The 23,173-nt window shown below is 36.9% G+C and carries 26 protein-coding genes; 10 read left to right on the forward strand and 16 right to left on the reverse strand.

Annotation, left to right across the window (positions count from 1 at the left end):
* Positions 1-483: 483 nt before the first annotated feature.
* From MKX73_RS02920 to MKX73_RS02940, 5 genes are all read right to left on the reverse strand, one after another.
* On the reverse strand, positions 484-1,170 hold the full coding sequence (locus MKX73_RS02920; RefSeq protein WP_340716217.1) for an HAD family hydrolase: 687 nt from the start codon (positions 1,168-1,170) through the stop codon (positions 484-486).
* A 215-nt stretch (positions 1,171-1,385) separates the two neighbouring features.
* A complete protein-coding gene (locus MKX73_RS02925; RefSeq protein WP_340716218.1) occupies positions 1,386-1,853 on the reverse strand; it encodes a GNAT family N-acetyltransferase in 468 nt (155 codons plus the stop codon).
* Between the two features lie 68 nt (positions 1,854-1,921).
* A complete protein-coding gene (locus tag MKX73_RS02930; protein WP_340716219.1) occupies positions 1,922-2,398 on the reverse strand; it encodes an NUDIX hydrolase in 477 nt (158 codons plus the stop codon).
* A gap of 148 nt (positions 2,399-2,546) precedes the next feature.
* Positions 2,547-3,116: a hypothetical protein gene (locus tag MKX73_RS02935; RefSeq protein WP_340716220.1), complete on the reverse strand. Its 570-nt coding sequence runs from the start codon at positions 3,114-3,116 to the stop codon at positions 2,547-2,549.
* A 421-nt stretch (positions 3,117-3,537) separates the two neighbouring features.
* On the reverse strand, positions 3,538-3,942 hold the full coding sequence (locus MKX73_RS02940) for a hypothetical protein (RefSeq protein ID WP_340716221.1): 405 nt from the start codon (positions 3,940-3,942) through the stop codon (positions 3,538-3,540).
* 563 nt (positions 3,943-4,505) lie between these two features.
* Between MKX73_RS02940 and lepB the strand changes: the two genes are divergently transcribed.
* A complete protein-coding gene (gene lepB / locus MKX73_RS02945; protein ID WP_340716222.1) occupies positions 4,506-5,069 on the forward strand; it encodes a signal peptidase I in 564 nt (187 codons plus the stop codon).
* Positions 5,070-5,219: 150 nt separating this feature from the next.
* Here lepB and MKX73_RS02950 read toward each other — a convergent pair whose 3' ends face one another.
* The 3 genes from MKX73_RS02950 to MKX73_RS02960 form a co-directional block, all read right to left on the reverse strand.
* Complete coding sequence (locus MKX73_RS02950; protein WP_340716223.1) at positions 5,220-5,630, reverse strand: hypothetical protein; 411 nt, start codon at positions 5,628-5,630, stop codon at positions 5,220-5,222.
* A gap of 360 nt (positions 5,631-5,990) precedes the next feature.
* Positions 5,991-6,359 (reverse strand): hypothetical protein, encoded by a 369-nt coding sequence (locus tag MKX73_RS02955; protein ID WP_340716224.1) that lies wholly within the window; start codon positions 6,357-6,359, stop codon positions 5,991-5,993.
* Positions 6,360-6,680: 321 nt separating this feature from the next.
* Entirely contained in the window at positions 6,681-6,833 is a 153-nt protein-coding gene (locus MKX73_RS02960; RefSeq protein ID WP_339173212.1) for a YrzI family small protein, read from the reverse strand.
* A 639-nt stretch (positions 6,834-7,472) separates the two neighbouring features.
* Between MKX73_RS02960 and MKX73_RS02965 the strand changes: the two genes are divergently transcribed.
* Both MKX73_RS02965 and MKX73_RS02970 read left to right on the forward strand, forming a co-directional pair.
* The gene (locus MKX73_RS02965; RefSeq protein ID WP_251690239.1) at positions 7,473-7,661 is read left to right on the forward strand and encodes a helix-turn-helix transcriptional regulator; all 189 of its coding nucleotides are present in this window, start codon (positions 7,473-7,475) and stop codon (positions 7,659-7,661) included.
* 2 nt (positions 7,662-7,663) lie between these two features.
* Positions 7,664-8,128, forward strand: a complete 465-nt coding sequence (locus tag MKX73_RS02970; protein WP_340716225.1) for a hypothetical protein — start codon at positions 7,664-7,666, stop codon at positions 8,126-8,128.
* Between the two features lie 63 nt (positions 8,129-8,191).
* Here the strand turns inward: MKX73_RS02970 and MKX73_RS02975 are convergent, their stop codons facing one another.
* On the reverse strand, positions 8,192-8,764 hold the full coding sequence (locus MKX73_RS02975; RefSeq protein ID WP_340718833.1) for a M20/M25/M40 family metallo-hydrolase: 573 nt from the start codon (positions 8,762-8,764) through the stop codon (positions 8,192-8,194).
* A 116-nt stretch (positions 8,765-8,880) separates the two neighbouring features.
* Between MKX73_RS02975 and MKX73_RS02980 the strand changes: the two genes are divergently transcribed.
* From MKX73_RS02980 to MKX73_RS03000, 5 genes are all read left to right on the forward strand, one after another.
* Positions 8,881-9,312, forward strand: coding sequence for a M20/M25/M40 family metallo-hydrolase (locus tag MKX73_RS02980; RefSeq protein WP_340716226.1), 432 nt, complete (start codon positions 8,881-8,883; stop codon positions 9,310-9,312).
* 269 nt (positions 9,313-9,581) lie between these two features.
* On the forward strand, positions 9,582-10,055 hold the full coding sequence (locus MKX73_RS02985; RefSeq protein WP_340716227.1) for a DUF2062 domain-containing protein: 474 nt from the start codon (positions 9,582-9,584) through the stop codon (positions 10,053-10,055).
* Positions 10,056-10,163: 108 nt separating this feature from the next.
* Positions 10,164-10,781, forward strand: a complete 618-nt coding sequence (locus tag MKX73_RS02990; protein ID WP_340716228.1) for a GGDEF domain-containing protein — start codon at positions 10,164-10,166, stop codon at positions 10,779-10,781.
* 182 nt (positions 10,782-10,963) lie between these two features.
* Complete coding sequence (locus tag MKX73_RS02995) at positions 10,964-11,638, forward strand: response regulator transcription factor (protein WP_340716229.1); 675 nt, start codon at positions 10,964-10,966, stop codon at positions 11,636-11,638.
* The gene (locus MKX73_RS03000; protein WP_340716230.1) at positions 11,635-12,630 is read left to right on the forward strand and encodes a sensor histidine kinase; all 996 of its coding nucleotides are present in this window, start codon (positions 11,635-11,637) and stop codon (positions 12,628-12,630) included. The genes MKX73_RS02995 and MKX73_RS03000 overlap by 4 nt, the downstream gene beginning before the upstream one ends.
* Positions 12,631-12,632: 2 nt before the next feature.
* On the opposite strand, the gene MKX73_RS03005 is transcribed toward MKX73_RS03000, so the two are convergent.
* The 6 genes from MKX73_RS03005 to MKX73_RS03030 all read right to left on the reverse strand — a co-directional run bounded on the left by MKX73_RS03005 (position 12,633) and on the right by MKX73_RS03030 (position 20,144).
* Positions 12,633-14,591, reverse strand: coding sequence for an ABC transporter permease (locus tag MKX73_RS03005; RefSeq protein WP_340716231.1), 1,959 nt, complete (start codon positions 14,589-14,591; stop codon positions 12,633-12,635).
* Entirely contained in the window at positions 14,588-15,334 is a 747-nt protein-coding gene (locus tag MKX73_RS03010) for an ABC transporter ATP-binding protein (RefSeq protein ID WP_340716232.1), read from the reverse strand. Before MKX73_RS03010 ends, MKX73_RS03005 begins: the two co-directional genes overlap by 4 nt.
* 675 nt (positions 15,335-16,009) lie before the next feature.
* Positions 16,010-16,897, reverse strand: a complete 888-nt coding sequence (locus MKX73_RS03015) for a DMT family transporter (RefSeq protein WP_445783301.1) — start codon at positions 16,895-16,897, stop codon at positions 16,010-16,012.
* A gap of 412 nt (positions 16,898-17,309) precedes the next feature.
* Entirely contained in the window at positions 17,310-18,101 is a 792-nt protein-coding gene (locus tag MKX73_RS03020) for a putative hydro-lyase (protein WP_340716233.1), read from the reverse strand.
* Between the two features lie 32 nt (positions 18,102-18,133).
* On the reverse strand, positions 18,134-19,372 hold the full coding sequence (locus MKX73_RS03025) for an NRAMP family divalent metal transporter (protein ID WP_340716234.1): 1,239 nt from the start codon (positions 19,370-19,372) through the stop codon (positions 18,134-18,136).
* The gene (locus tag MKX73_RS03030) at positions 19,359-20,144 is read right to left on the reverse strand and encodes a LamB/YcsF family protein (RefSeq protein WP_340716235.1); all 786 of its coding nucleotides are present in this window, start codon (positions 20,142-20,144) and stop codon (positions 19,359-19,361) included. Before MKX73_RS03030 ends, MKX73_RS03025 begins: the two co-directional genes overlap by 14 nt.
* Positions 20,145-20,414: 270 nt before the next feature.
* Between MKX73_RS03030 and pxpB the strand changes: the two genes are divergently transcribed.
* Together pxpB and MKX73_RS03040 are read left to right on the forward strand one after the other, a co-directional pair.
* Complete coding sequence (gene pxpB, locus MKX73_RS03035) at positions 20,415-21,149, forward strand: 5-oxoprolinase subunit PxpB (protein ID WP_340716236.1); 735 nt, start codon at positions 20,415-20,417, stop codon at positions 21,147-21,149.
* A complete protein-coding gene (locus tag MKX73_RS03040; protein ID WP_340716237.1) occupies positions 21,146-22,141 on the forward strand; it encodes a 5-oxoprolinase subunit C family protein in 996 nt (331 codons plus the stop codon). Before pxpB ends, MKX73_RS03040 begins: the two co-directional genes overlap by 4 nt.
* 91 nt (positions 22,142-22,232) lie before the next feature.
* Here the strand turns inward: MKX73_RS03040 and MKX73_RS03045 are convergent, their stop codons facing one another.
* On the reverse strand, positions 22,233-22,988 hold the full coding sequence (locus MKX73_RS03045) for an IclR family transcriptional regulator (protein ID WP_340716238.1): 756 nt from the start codon (positions 22,986-22,988) through the stop codon (positions 22,233-22,235).
* Between the last annotated feature and the right edge of the window lie 185 nt (positions 22,989-23,173).

The following is a 23,173-nucleotide window of genomic DNA, read 5'->3' on the forward strand; positions in this document are numbered from 1 at the left end:
AGCCATCCCACAACACTTAAATATAATACAATAACTTTATCGCAATAAACTAGGATAACTTGCCATAAATTACAGTTATGTAAAAATTGCATCAAAAGCTGTAGATCGAAAGCTTTTTAATTGTTACTTAAGATGGAATTAAAAGGATATGAGGCTGGCTGAAATTTCTTTCCACACAGCCTCTCGTGGTCTTTTAATAAAGGTGGAGAAAAATGTAGGGAATGAATGTAGGGTTTCTTATTCAGTAAACGGGCCATATTGTGGAGTAAGAAAAGATTCTAATTAATAACGGTAAGAGCTTTTCTATAAAAGTTTTATGCAAATTAAAGAACAAGCTTAGCAAGTATAAACACCGTTCCATCAACGGTTTGCAACATCTGTATAAAATGCTGCATAACCAAAGTTCATACTAAAAGGCACGAAACGTTGATTTAACAACGTTCGTGCCTTTTTAATGTGTCCCCAAACTTTCGTTTTGGAACGTTATTTTGTATGGCTATGTATATTAAAATCTAATTTTTTCAACAACAAAGGAAGTTCTAAATAATCATCAATTATTGCATCGGCTTCTATATCAGTCCACTGATTATTTTTTTTCCAAATCCCCTTCATTCCTACATTTTGGGCAGCTTTTACATCATTTTCAGGATGGTCACCAATAAATACACTTTCCGAAGGCTCTACATTTAATTGTTCTAATGCATTCATAAAGATTTGGGGATTAGGTTTCTTGATTCCTTCCCATTCGGATACTAAGATTACATCAAAATATTTCTCAATTTCTAAGGCTTTAATGTTATCCATTTGGAACTGACCATATCCATTTGTAATCATACCTAAAGCGATTTTATTATTTTTTAGCTCCTCTAGCATTTTGTGAATATGAGGAAATCCTACACAATGATGCTTAAATTGTTTCACATAATCTTGAAGAAGTTCTTCCCACGTTAAAGAAGGGATATTAAATTCAGAAATCAGTTGTTGATATACTTTGTCTTTCCAAACATATCCGTGATTATCTAATTCAATAAATCGTGAAATATATTGCTCTTTTGGAATATGAGAAAGTAACTCATACAATCTTTCGTATTGCTGGTTTATAAAAAGCTCAACCGATTTATCACGATTCAATAAAGTTCCATCTAAATCAAATAATACAGCTTTAAACATTTTAAAGTCCCCCTTAAGGAAAATTTTTACTCCATATTAATCTTACCAAATTAATAGACTGAATAATATAAAAGTTCACAAAGCGACGTTTGGTTGCATTTAGTGAATAAGCAGCCAAAATAAATACCCCATTCAAATAATGAATGAGGAGATAGTTACCTAACTTTGATTTGGGAACGTTTTTTGAAATTGAGATTCATATTATATACAAAATATTATTTAACTAATTCTTTATACATGTTGATACCTGCAACATGAAATCCTAAATTATTATATAAATTGATTGCATGTTCATTGCTTCCGAAAACATGTAGTTTAAAGAAGGCAATTTCTCGATTTGATAAAAGGGATTCAAGTTCGTTCATCACCTTTTTTCCAATTCCTTTTGAACGAAAATCTTCCTTGAGATATATTTCATACAAAAAAGCACTTTTGTTTTCTTCAACTACTTTTAACCATACATATCCTACGACTTTTCTATTTTCTATAACATTATAGAATTCATGATTTTTTGTGTTAAATCCATTGGACAAATACCCGCTAATTGCCTTTTCTGCCCTTAGAAAAGCAGATTCGTTTATTACTTCAAAAGTGTTTTCTTCAAGTGTGAGAGCATACCTCTGCGTTTTATCTTTTATGTATGTGTTATATTCATCTTCATTCATTGGTACTAATAGTTTCACTTTGACAACCAACTCCAATCAAGTATTCTCTAAATTAAACACATTATATAATAAATATTCTTAAAGCGTCATTTGGGAACGTTATTTGTATATTGGATTGATAAAGTATTCAGGATTGCAAAATCAACTTCATCCACACATTCAATCTTTTCTTTTAAATCCCATAAACATATTTTGGAGGTTTCAGTATTTCTTAAAAATGGCTGTAATGCATTTATATATGCAAAATAAATAGGATTATATTTTACTTTACCAGTTGAAATATTTTGGGTCTTTACTAAACCTTTAAAATCAAGATCTTTTACTATTTGTCCTGTTTCCTCATAGAGCTCCCTTATGGCACATTCTTTTGGGGTTTCATTTACTTCCCTATGACCAGCAGGTACTTCCCATTGTTCTCGCCAAGTGTTGTAACACATAAGATATTTTCCTGAAGACTTTAATACTGCAAAAGAACCCCTAAGAGGTTGATACAAAGTAATATCTTCTTCCCTTGTTTCAATAAATTCGATAAATTTATAACCGTTATTTTTAAGTACTTGCAAATGAAATCACCACGCCTTTTAATGTAAAGAAATAATAGATGTAATATTCAACATAACACATCCCAACCCTTTAAGAACATTCCCAAAGCGATGTTTGGTCACATTTTGTAGTGTTTGTTGCACTAAACACCCATTAGGTGAAAACTATTTAATTAGATTGCCCCTCTTTAATTGGTTTAATTGTAGAATAAATTAATTTTCCAGTTTCAGAAAAACCTCTAATGTTTACAGGCAATTCTAATTTCCCATCAGATATAGTTATGAAAAAACGAGCTCCTCCCGAACTAATTATTAAAGCATTTTTAAAGAAATTTTTATGTGTTTCAACTTCTATTTTCTTAATATCAGGATTAATAATTTGACCAAAGTAGTGTGATTTTTTTCCTCTGGAACCTGCGCTCCAACTGAATTCATCACCTTGAAAAGGTGGATATTCAGTAGCAGCTATTGTAGTTTTACTTCCATTATCATCTTTCATCTCCCAATAACCCAACCAGTTTTGCTCTAACCTAGCAAATATAATTGAATGAGTATTTCTAAAAATAGATAACCATTCCCCGTCTATTTTTCTAACAAAATAGACTTCCTCAGTTGCTGGAGACCAGTTTTTTGTAATTTTAAATACATCATCTTCAGTGGGAGTTTGTTTGTGATTATTTATTAGAAAAACAGTTAAAAGTATCGTTATTATAGCTACCCCAATAAAAATTTTTCTCATTAATTTCCCCCTCTGTTCTTAAAGTATCCTTCTTCGTTAGTTGAAGTATAACCTTCCCAAACCGACGTTTGGTAACATAATTACAGTCTAGTCCCGTAATCAAAATCGTATTTGTCCTTTTTTATGTAAGGTAGTATACCACACGAATATGACGATCCCTTATTCCACAATCTGGGCGCGATTCTTCAATAAGAAAAGCGCGTTTTTCCGTTATAGGTTCATATCGTTAAAGTTTATGCCCCACAAGTATAAAAGCTGCTTTAGTAACGTTTCATTGACTGGCATAAAATCACGTATAAACAATGTTCGATAAGAAAAGCGAGAAACGTTATTAAATCAACGTTTCCCGCTTTTTAGTGTATATCCAAACTTTCATTTGGGAACGTTATCTGAAAACAACTTGTATAAATTGGAATTGTTATTAATTAGACGATTCGACTCTAGAGATTACCCCACTATACATTGCTTTCCAGCTACCGTCGTCTTCTATTTCGGCTTGATATAATTCTAGAGTACCTTTATACAAATGCCCTTCAACATCTTTTTTAAATTCGAAAAACTCAGGTTGTTGTCTTAATTCATCTAAGTTGGCATAATATACTTCAGTTTTATAAATAGGTAATCCAGAAGGTGTGTGTAAATCTTCTTCTGTAGATAAGTAGGAAACACCTTGGGAATCTAAAACTGTTAGAGTTTGAACCTCCGTAGAATAATTGTCATCTTTTAATTCTTTCAACTGTATAATTGCATAAGCACTATTTGAAAATGTAAAAATACCACAAACCAATACTGTAGATAGTAAAAATAAACTTAATTTCTTTTTCACTAATATCCCCCTTCCAATAATTGTATATATCTATATTCCACTAGATAGATTCAAAAACCTTCTCAAAGCGGGATTTGGTACATTTATTGTATTTGAAATGTGTGGTTATTTGTTTGATTCTGTATCTAATTTGGTAATTAGCCTTTGAAGTATCACTTTTTGTTCAGGATTTGTAACATCTATTTGAAACACCATATGCTTAATCCAATACAATACCTAAGATATCATCTTCATTCAATTTGAAATACTGACGTTTAGCGTTCATAGTTACTCCTTACGTGTTAGGTTGATTAAAACCAGTATAATCTAAAATGCACCTAAACCGTTGTTCAGGAATATTTTAAATACTTATTCTCCAGACATAATTCCAATTACATCTAATGTTTCTGGGTCAGATCGCGTTTTTCCGTTATAGGGCCATTTAGTTGAATAACGTCTCAAAAAAGTGGTGGGTTTATGTTACAATTAAGGTTAAATTGTGAAGTGAAATATTACTTCTAACACGACAGAACAGTGAAAGAAGAAATGATTTATTTTAGAGTAATTAAAGGAGCGCTGTTATTTTGGAGAAATCAAAGAAAAAAGAATTATTAGATTGGTTTATAGCTATTGCGGTTGCAGTTGTTTTTGTTATCGCTATAAGAACATTTATTTTTTCACCAATTGTAGTAGATGGTTCTTCAATGATGCCAACATATGAGGACGGAGACAGAGTTATTATTAATAAATTTAGTAAGCAAATATCTGGTATAGAAAGATTTGAGGTCATAGTATTTGAAGCACCGATTGGTGAAGATTATATTAAGCGCGTGGTAGGTTTGCCGGGAGATTCAATTTCATACGAGAATGATATCCTTTATATTAATGGTGAAGTATTCGAAGAACCTTATTTAGATGAATATAAAGAAAAATTAACAGATCATGCTCCACTAACATATAATTTCAATTTAGAATCTTTAACAGGTTATGAAGAAATACCAGAGGGTTATTTATTTGTTTTAGGAGATAACCGCAGGAAAACTACTGATAGTAGAGATCCAAATGTAGGATTAGTACCAATGGATAAGGTTCTAGGAACAGCCAATGTTAGATTCTATCCATTTGATAATTTAGGTATTGTTAGATAAAACTATTTAAAAAGTAAAATAAACTTTAACGATTGAGCGCTTTTCTTGAATAAGAAAAGTGCTTTATTCAATTATAGGGGCGATTTATTTGAATATTCTCATCCTGAAATAATCAAACTTTATTCAACACTAATAATAAATTCGCAATTATTAGGCGAAGAATTTTATATTAAAACCTAAATGCCTCACAATTTCAGTTTGAGCTTCATTAACTACTTTAATCTCTATATATAGAGAACGCTCAAGATCTCCTAGATGGTTATAACCTATAACATTTTGTTTTAATTCATCTTTTTTGATAAGGATTGTCGGAACTTCTAAAGACTCAAGTTTTTCACCATCTTCATTTTCGTCTCTTCCAAATTTTACGAGAATATTGTGGTCAAATTTATTTTTTATATCAAATAAAACATATAATTTTTTCTCGACTTCTTCAAAGTATATTCTTACAAATTGAATAAACAAGGCATCGTCATTTAATACATTGAAATAAAAACTTACATCATCTTCACTAACTGTAGTACCATTTGTAAAATCAAAATTAATTATTTCTTTTTTCATTATTTTCCTCCTATCTTTAGGGAATCTCTGTATGAAAAAGTCTCACACTGAACATACTAGAATTTAGATTACTAGTTTTAACCTATGTGGGAGAGTGAAAGAAATGTTATTATCCAAATCGTGGAAAAAATATCAACAAGATAAAAAAATCGAGGGGTATTCAACACTTACATCTAAGGACGAACGGAAATTGATTCCTAGTATAGCTGCCGTAGTTACTTTCTTAAATATAGGTGTGGTGATTTTCTTTTTCTGGTTTGGTGCGAACTTTGCGTGAGTAAAAGATATTCTTCAATCAGACAAATTTACTCCAAACTTTGAATGGAGCGTTTTTGGATTTTACTTAATAAGCTTATTATTTTAATAATGTGTAACAACATCAAATGCAGCTGGATTACCATTTAACTTAAGATTTATCGTCTTATAATTAATATTTGAAGTTAATTTAAAAATATAGCGTGAAATCTTGTCCGTTTCTTCCCCATCGCTAATATTAATTGTCACTTCTGAATCGAATGTATAACTATATCCAGGAATATCATCTATTCGTTTGTTCGTTTCATAAACAATGTAATAAGTGTCTTTTCCATTAGAAAAAAGTTGTATAAGATTTTCTTTATCAATAGAATTTTCTTGAAGAATCTTTTCTATTTTTTTAGGTAAATTTTTTTCGATAGATATGGATGTTGTCGTTACTTCTACACAGCCACTTACAATTAATATAGACATCAGTATTAAAAGAATCTTTTTCAGAATAATTCACCTCTAAGCAATTTTACTTTTACAAAACATCTTTTTCATTCTTGTGAAATCGTTTCTACGTTTTATAAAAAACTAATTTATATCTAATATGGAAGAATCCATTTTGATCAATCTTTCAAAATGGATTCTTTTTCTTTCAAAGCTACACCTTCACGTGACCTAAGTATTAACATCAACATTTTTATTCGTAGCTAGGTGGAATCCTTCTCCAACCATAAAGCTGCATACCTTCTCTTACTCATAAAAATCATTTCAATTCCCACCTTTCATTGTTTTTAAATAATCAAATTAGTAATGACGATGACGCGTGTAATCTTCTACTTTTCGCTTGTTCTCTTCAAAAATTCGTTTTACTTTTTCTTCATGTAGTGCTTGCTCACGAGAGATTTCACGCTCCCGCTTTGAAATAGCGATTGAAAGTGTAAAAAAGTTTAGTACCATGGATTATCACCTCCTTAAAGTGCCCTGAAAATGGAAAAAACCGCAGAGAGACTCCCCCTGCGGTTAAAAATAGGCATAAAAATACCGCAGGGGCACACTTCTCCCGGCGGTATGGGCATACTTAATCAATTAAAGAGTTTAAGCAATCCATTCCAGTCTGGTCGAATGTGTGATTTTTGTTTTCATTGAAGTTGTAATATCTAGTGACATTAATTTATTGATAACGATCATGTTCTTCGACCTCCTTAGAATTTTTTGATTATTTTGTAAGTATACTCACCTTCACATTATTTGTAAACATTTTTTTGAAACTTTTCAAAATAAAGTAATAAATGACTGAAAAGTAATGTATCGAAACGTTGATATATCAACTTTCTTGCCTTTTATGCCAATTATTAAACCGATGTGACTTTCATCCAACTACAAGCCGCAATTATGTAAAAACCATCCGCACCTTTTCATTATATTAAGAAGCTTCATTTTTGTTACTACTTGTTAAATTCCCCTGAACATTATCTGGATTTTGTTGAATGCAAAATATAAATTGCTTTAATGTAATATATATATTGCGCGTACGCAATTTATATGTTACATTTAAGTCAGTTGTAATACCGAATATGAAATAGGAGAGAAGCGAAAATGAATAAAGTGAAGTCAATACGTACGGGATTACATATGACACAAGATGAGCTTGCTGCACGGACAGGCGTTACACGTCAGACGATCGGGTTAATCGAAAACAACAAGTTTAATCCTTCGTTAACACTCTGTATTGCCATTGCAAAAGCGCTCAATTTAACATTAAATGATTTATTTTGGGAGGAATAATTATGAAAAATTCATTACTGTTCTTTTTACCATCAGACGAGTATAAGAGAAATAAAATCAAAGGTTTTTTCAGTGAAGCTTTGTTATTAGTAATTTTAGTTAATGTCATTTTATTAATTTCCATTCAATTCTCTAATAAAGATTTTATGAAAAATGAATTCTTTGCCTTTATCAACATAGTAATTCCTGCTGGGTATATTTTAATTCGATATATTTTATCCGGTATTGAATATGCTGCTATCTTTACAAGTACGGACTATTCAAAAGAAAATAAACGCTTAGTAAAAAATTCATTTAAGTTTTTTGTGATGTTCGCATTGCTGACATTAATTTTCAAAGGCATCCCATCTGATTTTAAAGAAACTGCCGAAATAGTGGGTATTGCGCTTATCGCTGCAATGATGCTGATGCTCATCAATTGGTTATCGCTCAAATCATCTTATAAAAAGAATAAAAATCTTTGTTAATCGAAGCCCCGAAAAAAGGACATAACACCCAAAACGATGTTATGTCCTATAACCCCTCTATCCTTAACTCACACTACTTACAGCATGCTTCTTCAAATACTCCAACGTTGCCTTGGCAAGCGTGTTTGCAGCAACTAAAAGTGCACGCTCGTCAATATCGAACTTTGGATGGTGGTGCGGGTACGCTTCTTCTTTTTCAGGATCGCGTGCACCTGTGAAGTAAAATGTTCCCGGTACTTTTTCTAAATAATAGGCAAAGTCCTCTCCACCCATTTCCGGTTCACAAATGACTACTTCTTCCACACCCGGTGTTTCTTTCGCCTGCTCGATGAAGAACTGTGTCGTCTCACGGTCATTAATTACAGCCGAATAGCCGCGCACATAATCGTAATCGTAATCGGCCTTCATCACTAAACATGCCGCCTTCAGCACATCTTCCAGCTCACGCTCAATTTGATCACGTGTTTCTTCATCAAACACTCGAACCGTCCCTTTAATTTTCACCGAATCGGCAATAACGTTGAAGGGATTTAATGCTTCAAAGTGACAAACCGAAACAACTGCCGGTTTCACTGGACTAATACGGCGGCCTAAAATTTGCTGGGCATTCACGACAAACTGTGAACCGATATAAATCGAGTCTTTCGTTTCCTGTGGTTTAGCCCCGTGTCCGCTTTAACCCATTTGATACAGCTTCCGTAACGATTGGAAATCTGGATGGAAAAGGTACGTTTAATGTAATAAAGGATGCCGTGACAATCGAAGGCGATGTGCGAACAATGACCCCTGAAACGAGGGAAATAATAGAATCCGAGGTACGCGCCTTTACAGAAGGACTGGAAAAATCATTTGGAGTAGAATGTAGTCTAGATTATAACAATGACTATCCTGTTCTATACAATCATCCAGAAGTAACTGAACACGTACGCCAAGTTCTTGAACAAGCATCGATTCCTGAAATCGAAGCAATCTTAGAAACGCCCCCACTGCCCCCTTCAGAAGATTTTGCTTACTATCTAGAAAAAGTACCGGGATGCTTCTTCTATGTTGGGGCGATGCCAGAGTCAGGTGAAGCATATCCACACCATCATCCTAAATTTGATATTAATGAAAAAAGCCTCATTATAAGCGCCAAAGCAATGGCTGCTGTCGTCGCTTCTTATTGTGGTGGTAGCGATACTTAAAAAAGTAAGCATTGAACTTATGCCTTTGCGTGTTCGCCAATAGTGCCCTCTTGATTTTTCAGGGGGTGCTTTTTCTCGTATTGCTCATTTTTACATTTAGACATATAGTGTATAATTTTTTTACAGTATATTTTTCATGAAACAATTTGTCCATTTAATACAATAACAAAAGGATTTCCTTAAGTTCGGTATAATCAGTCTATAAAAGGCGCATCGATATTTAATTGTTGCGGTTGTGACGAAGAAGTACTTGGAGAGGATAGACATCTATGAAAATAACACGCGTCATTAAATATAATTTAATCCGTCTATTTCGGCTTAAATCTGGTCCACATCAAGTTGCGTCAGGAGTAACGATTGGTTTTATCCCTAGCTGGCTTCCAACATTCGGACTCGGCCCCGTTCTTTCAGTCGGTATGGCAAGACTCCTGAAGGCGAATACCGTTTCGGCTCTTGTCGGCGGTGTCCTAGGCACTTTTATTTGGCCATTGCTTTTCTTTCTAAATTATAAGGTCGGGAGCTTACTTCTCGATCGAAGTACAAAAGTCGATGAATTCGATGAAGTAGAATACATAGATGCGATGGAACATACTTATACAGGCATTGTGAATTCCCATTCGAGCGGATTCACCTTTTTAACAGGGGCCATGTGCAATATAGTCATCTCCTCGATTCTCATATACATCATGGTATATATTATGTTCAAGACGTACCGAGTGAGGATTTTAAACAAAATTCGATGAGTGGGAAATCCTCCCCACTCACTTGGCAGAATTCCGGGAATATTATAAAATTACTTTTTAAAATATCGAAGTAAGCAAGGTGATAAAATGCCCTACAAGGGAAGAATATTGGCAACAGGAATCGTTCTCTTATTTAATATAATCCGTTATTTCTACTATCATCAGTATTTAGCATTCCCCTTTTATTGGACATTTTTTGTTTTAACAGCCCTTTTCCTTAGTATCGCCTGGTGGGCCGGCAAGCAATTTGATAAGGTCAAATACTTGTCTGAAAGAGATCCGCTAACCGGTACATATAACCGACGTACAGTAGAAGAATACTTTCACAAGGTTGCAAAGATAAGCGATATAAAGAAACAATCATTAGGGGTCATCATGCTCGACTTGAATAAATTTAAGGAAGTAAACGATAAATACGGTCACCATAAAGGCGATGAACTACTCATACAAGTTGCCACAGCATTGAATACATTTGTGACGAAACATGATTTAGTTGCAAGATGGGGCGGCGATGAATTCGTTGTTCTGGTAGACAATATGAAAGAAAACACAGCCAACGCCTATGTAAAAGAACTGCAACAAGCGATCACTCTGCAAAATGCAGAAAACTTTCCGAACGTCGAGGCATCTGTCGGATATGCGATTTACCCTCAGCACGGAAAGAGTTTTCAGAAGCTTGTACAAGAGGCGGATGCTTATATGTATAAAGACAAAAAGGAAAATTGAAGTTGCCTAGTTGATTTTTGTGTCATAACTAAACGAATCATGCGCCCCTCTGAATTTTTCAGGGGGCGCTTTTTATCGTACAGATTCCTCTGTCAAAGCTCCAGAACCGTCCCAATATAAAAAGTCCCTATACATTATGCTAAAATAAAAGGAATAACCATTTTACGATGATGAGGGATTTTATGTATAAAATAATGATTGTCGAGGACGATGAAAAAATTAGAGGGATTGTCGCGGATACGCTGAAAAAGTGGCAGTATGACGTCGTTGAAGTGACCCAGTTTGACAACGTGCTTACGGAATTCGAGCACCAGAGCCCACACCTTGTTTTACTAGATATTAATCTTCCGGTTTTTGATGGATACTACTGGTGCCAGCAAATCCGTGCCTGTTCCAAAGTGCCGATTATATTTCTGTCATCCAGAAATCAAAATATGGATATCATTATGGCGATTAATATGGGTGGCGATGATTTTATTCAAAAGCCTTTTGATCTGGATATCCTTCTTGCGAAAATCAATGCACTCATCCGCAGGAAATATACGTATGAAGAAGATAGTAATAGCCAACTGCTCCACCGGGGGTTGAAATTACATGTCACGAATTCAACGATTGAATATAACGGAACAAGGACCGAAATCAGCCGCAATGAATTTATCCTTTTACAATTACTGATGCGCAATATCGGAAAAATCATTTCGCGTGAGGATTTGATGCAGGCACTATGGAATGATGATCAATTCGTCGATGATAACACCCTTACCGTGAATGTCAATCGGTTGCGCCGGAAAATTGCCGCGCTCGGAATCGAGGAGTTCATCGTTACCCGAAAAGGAATGGGGTATTTAATCGAATGAAATTCCTGCGCTATCTCAACTATGAAAAGCCTTATATTTATTTATATCTCGTCAGTTTTCTAGTCGTGGCTGCCATATTTTTTACCGACAGCCATGACGGATTGGACTGGGGGACATTTTTCTATGCGTTTGCCCTATCCGTAATTGTTTTGATCGGTTTTTTAATATTCCGCTACCAGCAAAATGTACGGATAATCCAACAAATGAAAAGCCAACAGTATGATAGTTTTTCGCTGGAAGGAGAATTTGCTAAAGCATATATCGATGAGCTGAAACGTGAGCATATCCGTGAAATGAACCGGATTCAAGATAAGCAGAAGGAACATTACAATTTCATCGTCTCCTGGTTCCATGAGATTAAAACACCGATAGCCGTTCTCCGCCTACTCCAGCAAACCGATATGGACAAGGATAGTTTAAGGGAAGAAATCACGAAAATTGAAAACTTCGTGGATCAGGCGCTCTATTATGCCAAACTCGATAGCTTTAACCAGGATTACGATATTCAGAACTGTGACGGGATCCGGATTGTGAAAGAGACCATTAAAGCACATGCGAAAACTTTTTTCTCCAAAAAAATCCGCATCGAAATAAACGCAGCAACTCTTGACGTTCAAAGTGACCCGAAATGGCTTCAGTTTATCGTCAATCAGCTCATAACAAATAGTTTAAAATATACAGAACCTGGCGGAGAAATCACCATTTCCGTCTCCGAAACACCAAAGGAAAAACGACTGATCATTCGAGACAGCGGAATTGGCATCAGTCAAAAAGATCTACCGCGAATTTTCAATCATGGCTTTACCGGAGAAACTGGACGAACACATACAAATTCTACAGGGATGGGGTTATATTTAGCTCAAAACTTATCAACAAAGCTCGGCCATTATATAAGTTGCACATCGGAAGTTGGCGTGTATACCCAATTTATTATCCACTTTCCAAAAGACGATGATTTATATTTACAGCTGAAAAAAACACACGATGATTAAACTCACCGTGTGTTTTTTTCACTAATAATTTTATAGTAGATCGATGTGGAGGACACGTAAAAGATTAAATATGTTAACACATAAAGCCCCATGACCGAAAAGATGATCGTTGTTAAAGAAGGCAGGTCTTTTATAACAAGGATGACGGAATAGTATAGAAGGAACCAGCTGTGTACCATTCCAAGAATAAGTGGCGGTAAAAATACGAACAGCAGTTGTTTGCGGATAATCGATTTAATTTCCTTCTCCTCAACACCCATTTTTCTTAAAATGCTGTACTGTTCCCGCTCTTCAGTCGCTTTCCTTAGTTGTTTAAAGTAAATAACACTTCCTAAAGCAAACAAAGCAATGACTGCAAAGAACGCAACAGAGAACAATACTAAAGAGGATGACTCTGTATCGATACTATACATATCGACAAATGCCGAATAATAGGCCCCTTCTGTTTGCATCACAATATCGTGGATTTCTCTTGATATATCATTGGAGGTTTTTGCATCTTCAATTTGATAAATTTCAATGGAAGACAGAAGATGGTTTCCTTTTACACGCTCAAACGCTTCGTCTGAAATCACGAGTACAGATGGTTGGAGCTTCGAACCTTGCCCAGAATTCGTTGGGATACTTAGTAACGGGTAACGTATTTTTTCAATAATACGAAATGTTTCGTTTTCAAACGCGGTCACTTCAGGCTGAGGATTTTTATATTTGATCGGTTCGTCGATGCCCCTTGTTAAAACAATGGCTTCTTCCCCTTCCAACTCCACTTTCTCACCCACTCCCCGTAAGTCAACAATTGCATTTAACTGGGACTCAGGGAAAAGGTAAAACTCCTCTGTGTAATATTCAGGATACGTTAAGAATGCATTTCGATTCTGGATTTTTTCTGTTTGAATACCCGTAATCGTTTCATGAGCAATAATCGGATGTGAATCATTGATGAGTTGTTCAATTTCGTTTTGTGTTTCCTCATCTTGTGTGGAAAAGGCAAGATGGTTTGGAAACTCTTTTTTTACAACCTCTTCTTTAATGGCGTAGTCTACCGCTATAAATCCAACCGTAAAGATGATCATCGCACTAATTAAAGAATTAAATGTAAAGTTTATAGTATTTCCTCGAATCGAAAAGCGGAGTGAAGAAATCCACAGCATTTTATTCCCGGAAAAGTATCGATTACTTTGACTCATTTTTTGTAAAATCCAACCGGAAAACTGGCGGAAAAATAAATACGTCCCGACAATCAATGCGGCGGTAGTAGCACTAAATGTTACCGTAAATTGATTTTTCCAGATGTCCGTTTCGCTCGCCATCATGATCGTGTAGTAAGACGCAACGATTAAAATAATTGATAAGAGCGCTAACCAAAAAGAAAACTTAATCGGTTTTTCCATCTTTTCTTTTGCATGAAATAATTCCACTAACTGTACGCGACGAACACTGAAATAGCTTTGAATCGTAATGATGACGATGAGTAAAGCGAATAACAGTATTGTTAACGTGATGGCTTCAAGCGGGAAAGAAAAAGAAATGTCCTCATTATAGCGCATGAGATTCATTAGTACGGCACCGAAAAATTTCGATAGTAATCCACCGATTAAAATTCCGCTGGATACAGCAATCGCACTCAGGAATAATGTTTCAAAAAAGATCATTGTGGCAACTTGTCTTTCTTTCATCCCGTAAAGCAAATACATGCCGAATTCCTTTTTCCGCTGTTTCATAAAGAAGGAGTTCGCATATAAAATAAAAAACACAACAAATAAAAAGACGATAATCGAAGCAATCAAAATAACGGTTTGATAGTTTTCTTTATTTTGGATTGCTGCGACGACGTCCTCATTAAACATGAGACCGGAAAACGTAAAGTAAATGACAACCCCGACAAGCATCGAAATGAAATAGATTGTATACAAACGGAAATTCCGCTTCATATTCCGCCACGATAAATCAATTAAGTTCATCGTTTGTCACTCCCTATCGCACTCTGGATTGTGAGGATTCTGTCAAAGAACTCTTTTTCCGATTGTTCTCCTTTAAACATTTCGTTCACGAATTTTCCATCCCGCAGAAAAATAACACGCTGGCAGTAGCTCGCTGCATAGGGATCATGGGTAATCATCAAAACCGTTGTCTGAAAGGTTTGATTAAGCAATTGAATTTGTTCAAGGAGTTGAGTGGCAGACCTTGAATCGAGCGCACCTGTTGGCTCATCGGCAAACACGATGGCAGGGTTTGTAATGATCGCCCGCGCTGCTGCCGTCCGCTGCTTTTGCCCTCCGGAAATTTCAGAAGGATATTGGGTTAAGATTGCTTCGATATTTAATGCTTCTACGATTTTCTCTAATCGCATCTCCATTTCAGCGACAGGTGTTTTTTGTAACGAAAGAGGCAATAGAATATTTTCTTTCACCGTTAACGTATCCAGCAAGTTGTAATCCTGAAAAATAAACCCCATTCGCTTTTGGCGAAAATCCCGTAAAGCTTTCTTTTTCATATCTAACAGGGATTTCCCCTCGATCCAAATGTCACCGCCGTCAAAGGAATCAATCGTCGACAAAGTATTCATCAATGTCGTCTTCCCCGAGCCGGATGGTCCCATAATCGCAGTGAACTCCCCTTGTTTAATGGTCAAATCAATATTTTTTAAGACCTGTGTTTTTCCGTAAGATTTCGATAAGTTTGTTGTTTGTATAATTGTAGTCATGATTTCCACTCCCTTCACAACCATACTAAACGAATTAATTTCCCCCTAACATCGATGCACCAAAATCGAAAGTGACATTTCTGTCATGTTGCGAGGTAGTACTAATTTTTATTCATTTTCACTGTACAAATCCAATTGTTATGGTGTAAAAATTTTGCGAATCAAACACCGATTACTTTAAGTTGTTCATGAAATTCTTTATTGCATCCATGCGTATTTTTGAGTTGCACTCTTCACAACGAAAAGTCATACTCTCTCTTTCTTTGAATTGTCTATATCTCATTGTACCTTCATATAATTTAAATGTTTGTCTACAACTACTACACTCGATTTCGTAGTAAAGCATAGTTTCCCTCCTACTGTATGGTCCCTTAGTTTTTAGTTGATTGCTTGAAATTAGTAACCATTTTGTTATCTTAAATGTACCATTTAGTAATAAGTGATATAAAGAAATGAAACAATCAATTTTTCTAGAGGCTTCCGTTAGATATGCGATCTATCCTCAGCACGGAAAGAGTCTTCAAAAACTTGTGCAAGAGTTTGTTGCTAATCCTTACAGTATCAAAAATAAGAATGCACTGAATGCTATAACACTAAAAACAATAGAGACCGAAACCCCTATTTATCAAGGGCTTCGGTCTCTTTTGCAATCTATTGTAATCAACGAACAATTCTTTAATCCTTACTGATACTATTGTTTTTCACTTTATACTGGAAATTCACAAAATAAATGCTTATGGCTACTAGCAGCATCCCGATAACAAGTGTATAGGTCACCGTTTCTCCTAAGAAAAGCACTCCGAGAAGAACCGCGACAATCGGAATGAGAAACGTATAGGAACCAACTTTGCTTGCCTCACCAGCGTTAACTAGACTGTAGTAAAGGATGTAGGCTAATGGAATGCCGATGGTCGCGCCAAAGCCGAGCCCTGATAGATAATGCCAATTCCATTCGATGGCAGACCAACTTTCAAACACCGAGCCGGTACCTAAAAGAAAAGCCCCGCCAAGGATACATTGAAGCGCTACCATCCAATACGCATCTACTTCATTGCTTATTTTCTTTACGTAAATTACTCCGAATGCCCAACTTACAGCAGTTAGTAGACCGAGCGTAACGCCGATTACTGAAACATGGACTGTCAGACCATCCACACTAACGACCGCTACCCCTACAAACCCTAGAAACAAGGCGAAGATTTTGACCGGTGATAAAGATTCACCGAGTAATAGCCAAGCGAAAAGACCAAGTAAAATCGGTTGAAAATAAACAAGAACGGAAAACAAGCCACTCGGTAAATAGAGCAATCCCGCCGTCTGAAGTCCGAAAAACAGGATCGTATTAAAGAAAGCCCCAATACAATACTTTTGCCAGTTTTCCCGCCAATTGATTTTTCCCCTAGTCTTCCAAATGATAACAGTTAGCAGGATGCCTCCTAAAAGCGCACGTTGTCCAGCATAAAGCAATGGCGGTGAGTAGGGTACTGCTATTTTATTGATTGGCCAGCTCGCTCCCCAGATTAAGATGAGGGCAATAAGTGCAACAGTCGATTTTTTAAACACTATCTAAATCCCCTTTCATCGACAAAAGCATGTCCCAAAAATCACAGCAAAGTTCGAAGTGGCCGGGACTTAACCCAAAATCACTATTTTTCTCTCAGAGAAAAATAGTGATTTTTTGCTGAACGTTAAAATTGATTTCCATTCCGGGACGCTTTCCGCGGGCGTGGCCTGAGCCTGTAGTCTCAGGCGTCACGCTATTCCCGCAGGAAGCTTTGCTTGTAGCGAAAGGCGTAGCCGTCAGCTACACTCGCCCTGCATTCCAATCAATTTTTCAAATATCCATATTTTAATAATGTCTTTCCTCTTATTTAACGGTTATTCTACTTATGTCCCGTTCTCACTTTAGTAAGAGTATTTTGCACACCTTACCTTTACAATCTATCTTACTATGAAAATATGATTCCACATACATTTATAACACACTGAATGCTTCATCCTTTATATCACTGATGAACATATGTCCTGGTGAATGAGTAATCATAATCGATGGTTTACTTTCCATCGCAACCGCTTGAGGCGTCACACCACAAGCCCAAAATACCGGAACCTCCCCCTGTTTAAATGGGACAGCATCACCAAAATCAGGTTTTGATATATCCATGATGCCAATTTGGCTAGGATCCCCAATATGTATTGGTGCTCCGTGCACTGCCGGGAATCGTGACGTAATTTGGACAGCTCGGATGGCATCCTCTGGCGTCATTGGTCGCATACTCACGACTGTCGGCCCCTCGAACATGCCTGCTTTATTACAAAGAATGTTCGTTTTGTACATCGGCACATTACAGTTTTCCTCGATATGTCTAATCGGAATACCGCTCTCAAGGAGTGGGGTTTCAAATGTAAAGCTGCAACCTATCAAGAAGCCAACCATATCGTCTTCCCAGTACTCCGTAATATCTGCGACTTCCTCTGTAAAAACACCATCCCGGTAAATACGATATTTCGGGATATCTTTACGGATATCTGCATTTCCGGCAATCATGGCAGGTATATATGAACCAGGCTCCGTCACGTCGAGTAAAGGGCATGACTTCGGATTCCGTTGACAGAAAAGCAAAAAGTCAAAGGCATATTCCTTTTTTAAAATAACCAAGTTCGCTTGTGTATTCCCTTTTGACATTCCTGCCGTCGGACCAGTAATCTCTTGCTTTCTTATCAACTCTCTTATTTCTTCCGGCTCTAACATTTCATAGTTCACCATAAAACCCCTCCCGAATTTGTCTTCTTATTACCTTATTTAAAAACCAATGGTACTTGTTCAATCAAAGTCACGACACTTAAATAACCCATGATCACCACGACAAAAGCACCCGTAACCGTCAACCATATCGGATGTTTATATGTACCAACAATATTTTTCTTATGTGCAGCAATTAATAATGTACCTAAACCGATTGGCAAAATGAAGGCATTCAATGCTCCTACAATAAGCAAGATTGTTACCGGCTTTCCAATAAAAGCAAACGTTACTGTTGAAATAACGATAAACGCAATGATCACCCAATTCTGGAACTTCTCAATAAGAGGGTGAAACGTTCGGATAAATGAAACCGACGTATAGGCAGCACCTACAACAGATGTTACCGCCGCAGCCCACATAATTACACCAAACATACGGTAACCAATGTCACCTGCAGCTAGCTGGAATACTGAAGCTGGCGGATTCGCTGGATCGATCGCTAGTCCTTTTGATACTACTCCAAGTACGGCCAAGAATAATGCCACACGCATAACACCGGTAACAAGAATTCCTGTAACAGAGCTTTTCGTAACTTCCGGCAATGATTCAACACCTTTAATACCTGCGTCTAATAGACGGTGTCCGCCTGCAAACGTAATATATCCTCCTACCGTTCCACCAACAAGTGTAACAATAGCGAATATACTGATTTGCTCCGGTTTAAACGTATTTACAATCGCCTCTCCAACCGGCGGCGATGTAGTAAATGCCACGTACAGCATGAGGAGAATCATTACAATCCCTGCACCTTGTGTGACTTTGTCCATCGCTTTACCTGCTTCTTTCACGACAAATATAAAAACTGCTAAAATCGCACTAACAATAGCACCCGTAATCGGATCCCAACCAAGCATGGCATTCAAACCCAAACCTGCGCCAGCTACGTTTCCGATATTAAATGCCAAACCGCCAATTACGATAAGTATTGCCAAAACAACTCCGAGTCCAGGTAACACCTTGTTGGCAATTTCTTGTCCACGCAATCCGGAAACGGCAATGATTCTCCAAATATTCATTTGTGAAAAGATATCTAGTAGTAAGGAAACTAAAATAACAAAGGCAAAACTTGCAGCCAATTGCTGTGTAAATACAGTAGTTTGTGTCAAGAAGCCAGGACCAATCGATGAAGTGGCCATTAAAAAGGCAGCTCCAAGTAACACACTTCTACTTACCTTCTTTTTCCCCTTAACATTGCCATCTTTTTGTGTAGCATCAGTTTTAGGATTTTTCATTTTTAACCTCCAACTTACAGATTGCATCTACAGTAATATTGTTCTTTTTCAATGTTTCGTTTATATATTTTGCAAAGGCCAGTGCATGTGCACCGTCACCATGAATACAAATGGTATCTGCTCGCAGCGGAACTTCTGTTTTTTGCTCAGAAATTACGACCCCTTCTGTCACCATTTTTACAATTTGCGCAACAGATTGTTCTTGATCTGTAATCATCGCGTTCTTTTGAGATCGAGAAGTCAACGACCCGTCTGCTTGATACGTGCGATCTGCAAATACCTCATGTGCTGTTCGTAAACCAATCTTCTCTCCTGCCTTCGTCAATTCACTCCCGGAAAGCCCAAATAATATCAAGGATGGGGATACATCATATACTGCTTGTGCAATCGCTTCGGCAAGTTTTGGATCCTTTGCCGCCATATTGTACAGCGCACCGTGGGGTTTTACATGCTGCATTTTTTCATTGAACGTCATTAAAAATCCTTGTAATGCCCCAATTTGATAGACGACCATGTCATATCCTTCTTGAGGAGTAATCGCCATTTCTCTTCGCCCGAATCCATTCAAATCCGGCAAACCAGGATGCGCACCAATTTTCACACCATTGGCAATGGCCATCTTTACAGTTTCTCTCATCACGCTCGGATCTCCGCCATGAAAACCGCAGGCGATATTTGCAGATGTAACATATTTCAAAATTTCCTCCTGCTCGCCAAGTTGATAGCGACCAAAACTCTCCCCTAAATCACAATTCAAATCTACTTGAAACATATTTCTCCCCTCCATTGATAATCGTTTAATCATATTAAGCTTTCACGCTGTTCCCGAAATTCGGAACATTAGTTTTAAAACTAAAACAAATTCTAGCATAAAAATTTTCGCTTGAATATATTATTTGCAAAATTATTCGAAAATTGTAAATATCGCAATATTCTTAACATATATACTTGATTTTAAATTTGAAAACAAATTATAATGTTAGCAATATCCGTTTTTAAAAACATAAATACCGAAATTTGAAACCTTAAGGAGCTGTTTATAATGGCCGTTCAGAAAATCAATGCATACATAAGGCCCTTAGGGGATTCTGCGCTCGTCATTCAGTTAGGTGATGGAATCAGCCTTGCCGTCCATGAAAAAGTAAAGAATCTTTGCAATCTATTAGAAAAAGAGCCGTTTACAGGATTGATTGAATCGGTTCCTTCTTACAATAGCCTGACAATTTATTACAATCCTTTTGCCGTCTTTTTATCCAACACGGATAAAGAATTCGCAAGTCCCTATAAAAAAGTAAGTGCGTTTATCTTATCGCTGCTAGATCAATTAGAAACAAGTGCAACATCCGAAGAGCGGCTAATAACAATCCCAGTCGTGTACGGAGGCGAGTTTGGTCCGGATTTGGAATATGTAGCAAGTTATCACGGCATTTCTGTTGAAGATGTGATTCAAATTCATTCGTCAAATGAGTACTTAGTTTATATGATCGGCTTTGCCCCTGGATTTCCGTTTATGGGCGGGATGGATGAAAGAATTGCAACACCACGTAAGGATTCACCGCGTCTCGCCATCGCACCAGGTTCTGTAGGAATTGCTGGTAAACAGACAGGCATCTATCCGCTGGAAACTCCCGGAGGATGGCAAATTATCGGCAGAACTCCGCTTGATTTGTTTCTTCCGGAACTTTCACCGCCAACACTGTTACAGGCTGGAGATAAAATCCGCTATGTACCGATAACGCTTGAAGAGTATGCTGTCTATAAGGAGATGAAACAATGAGCATTCAAGTACTTCATCCTGGATTATTGACTACCATTCAAGATTTAGGGAGATTCGGTTCACAAAAGTTTGGCGTCATCGTAAGTGGCGCAATGGATCCGATTTCTCTTAGAATTGCAAATTTACTTGTCGGAAATGATGAAGGCGAAGGAGCACTTGAAATCACACTTTTAGGGACAACGCTCCAATTTGACACGGATGAGTTGGTTGCCATTACCGGCGGAGACCTACAGCCTACGATTGATGGTGAAAAAGCTCCTATGTGGAGACCTATCCTGATTCGAAAAGGATCTGTTTTAAAATTTAAGTCCGCAATTAATGGGTGTAGGGCTTATGTGGCATTCGCCGGGGGAATTTTGGTCCCTGAAGTTATGGGAAGTAAAAGCACTTATTTGCGTGCAGCTATTGGAGGGCTTCAAGGCAGAGCATTACAAAAAGGAGATGTATTGGACAGCGGAGACTCCAATCCAATCAGTCGGGCATTCATTCATCAGCTCGAAAAAATGACGACTCACTTTAATTGGTCTGTCGACTATACAGAGTTAATATCATTCGATAAAACACAAACGATCAGGGTGTTACATGGTGCTGAGTTTGAGCGTTTCGATACTGATAGCCAACAAGCATTTTTCTCGAAGCCCTATAAATTAACGACGCAAGCTGATCGAATGGGCTATCGGTTGGATGGCGAATCACTCAGCCTGTCAGAGAAATTTGAATTATTATCTGAAGGCGTTACGTACGGTACGATTCAAGTCCCCTCAAACGGACAACCTATTATTCTGATGGCTGATCGACAAACGACAGGAGGATATCCAAAAATCGGTCAAGTAGTTTCCGTTGATCTCCCTTGTTTAGCACAGATGCAGCCAAACTCTAACATTCAATTCAAGAAGTTTTCCCTTGAAGAGGCAGAATTAGAATTAATCAAACAAGAGCAGCTGCTGCGTAAATTAGCAATAGGCATTCAGTTAAAAGCACTTCATAAATGAGCTAAATGATTGAACATTGATACATAACCGTATTTAAAAGCAAAACGAGGCGATCACGCATCCAATTGATGCAGAGACCGCCTCGTTCATTTTATTTGCGATAGCCTAATTGCATTGAAATATCCTCAGCAACTTTTTTTACCTTCTTTGCGTAGATCTCAATGTTCTCATCCTGATAATTCGCTTCGATCCCTGCGATACTTATTCCCGCAATCACTTCTCCGTTGTGATTAAAGATTGGAGCAGCAATGGCAGCTGTATGGTTTTCCAATTCAGAATGACTGATTGTATAGCCATCGATTCTCGCTTGTTTGATCGTTTCATAAATTTTATCTTTTTCAGTAATTGTACCGTTTGCAAATGATTTTGGATTGATCGATTCAAGATATGTCTCTACTTCTGAATCAGGTAAAAAGGATAAGATTGCCCGTGAACAGGCACCAGCATAAAGCGGACTTTTCCTTCCAATCGAAGTATACAATCGCACCTTTTGTTTTGTGTCTATTTTCTCAATATAGATGGCTTCATCTCCATCTTTAACAATTAAGTTAATGGCTTCCTTCACGTCATTATGTAATTCATGCATAAACGGATAAGCAACCTTACGTAAATCAATTCTGCCTAAAACTAGCTGACCGAATTTGAGAAACAAAAGTCCAAGTCGGTATTTCGAGTCATTACCTTTTTCCAAGAACTCCATTTCCTCTAATGACCTAAGCATTCGAAAGACCGATGATTTCGGAATCCCCGATAGATTAATAATTTCTTGAAAAGTTAATTCAGTATTCTCTATAAATAAATTTAATATATCCATCGAACGGACAACCGTTTTATTTTTGTTGTTCATTAATTGTCGTCTGCTCCTTCCTTTTCCCCACATCACATCTATGTACAAAAAGCTTTCCCTAATTGATTACTCCATTAAAATCTATTGAGTATACTTCCGGACTTGATATAACTATTATACCAAGATTAGAAGATAAAACGGAACCTATAGTAAGTGCGCATCTAATAAAACACATTTTCTTATGG

The organism is Solibacillus sp. FSL W7-1436 (assembly GCF_038007305.1).
Classification (GTDB): domain Bacteria; phylum Bacillota; class Bacilli; order Bacillales_A; family Planococcaceae; genus Solibacillus.

Coding starts and splice junctions, on each gene's coding strand:
- MKX73_RS02920 (WP_340716217.1), bottom strand. CDS start 1,170: ATGTTTAAAGCTGTATTATTTGATTTAGATGGAACTTTATTGAATCGT.
- MKX73_RS02935 (WP_340716220.1), bottom strand. CDS start 3,116: ATGAGAAAAATTTTTATTGGGGTAGCTATAATAACGATACTTTTAACT.
- MKX73_RS02950 (WP_340716223.1), bottom strand. CDS start 5,630: ATGAAAAAAGAAATAATTAATTTTGATTTTACAAATGGTACTACAGTT.
- MKX73_RS02955 (WP_340716224.1), bottom strand. CDS start 6,359: ATGTCTATATTAATTGTAAGTGGCTGTGTAGAAGTAACGACAACATCC.
- MKX73_RS02960 (WP_339173212.1), bottom strand. CDS start 6,833: ATGGTACTAAACTTTTTTACACTTTCAATCGCTATTTCAAAGCGGGAG.
- MKX73_RS02965 (WP_251690239.1), top strand. CDS start 7,473: ATGAATAAAGTGAAGTCAATACGTACGGGATTACATATGACACAAGAT.
- MKX73_RS02970 (WP_340716225.1), top strand. CDS start 7,664: ATGAAAAATTCATTACTGTTCTTTTTACCATCAGACGAGTATAAGAGA.
- MKX73_RS02985 (WP_340716227.1), top strand. CDS start 9,582: ATGAAAATAACACGCGTCATTAAATATAATTTAATCCGTCTATTTCGG.
- MKX73_RS02995 (WP_340716229.1), top strand. CDS start 10,964: ATGTATAAAATAATGATTGTCGAGGACGATGAAAAAATTAGAGGGATT.
- MKX73_RS03000 (WP_340716230.1), top strand. CDS start 11,635: ATGAAATTCCTGCGCTATCTCAACTATGAAAAGCCTTATATTTATTTA.
- MKX73_RS03005 (WP_340716231.1), bottom strand. CDS start 14,591: ATGAACTTAATTGATTTATCGTGGCGGAATATGAAGCGGAATTTCCGT.
- MKX73_RS03010 (WP_340716232.1), bottom strand. CDS start 15,334: ATGACTACAATTATACAAACAACAAACTTATCGAAATCTTACGGAAAA.
- MKX73_RS03020 (WP_340716233.1), bottom strand. CDS start 18,101: ATGGTGAACTATGAAATGTTAGAGCCGGAAGAAATAAGAGAGTTGATA.
- MKX73_RS03025 (WP_340716234.1), bottom strand. CDS start 19,372: ATGAAAAATCCTAAAACTGATGCTACACAAAAAGATGGCAATGTTAAG.
- MKX73_RS03030 (WP_340716235.1), bottom strand. CDS start 20,144: ATGTTTCAAGTAGATTTGAATTGTGATTTAGGGGAGAGTTTTGGTCGC.
- pxpB (WP_340716236.1), top strand. CDS start 20,415: ATGGCCGTTCAGAAAATCAATGCATACATAAGGCCCTTAGGGGATTCT.
- MKX73_RS03040 (WP_340716237.1), top strand. CDS start 21,146: ATGAGCATTCAAGTACTTCATCCTGGATTATTGACTACCATTCAAGAT.
- MKX73_RS03045 (WP_340716238.1), bottom strand. CDS start 22,988: ATGAACAACAAAAATAAAACGGTTGTCCGTTCGATGGATATATTAAAT.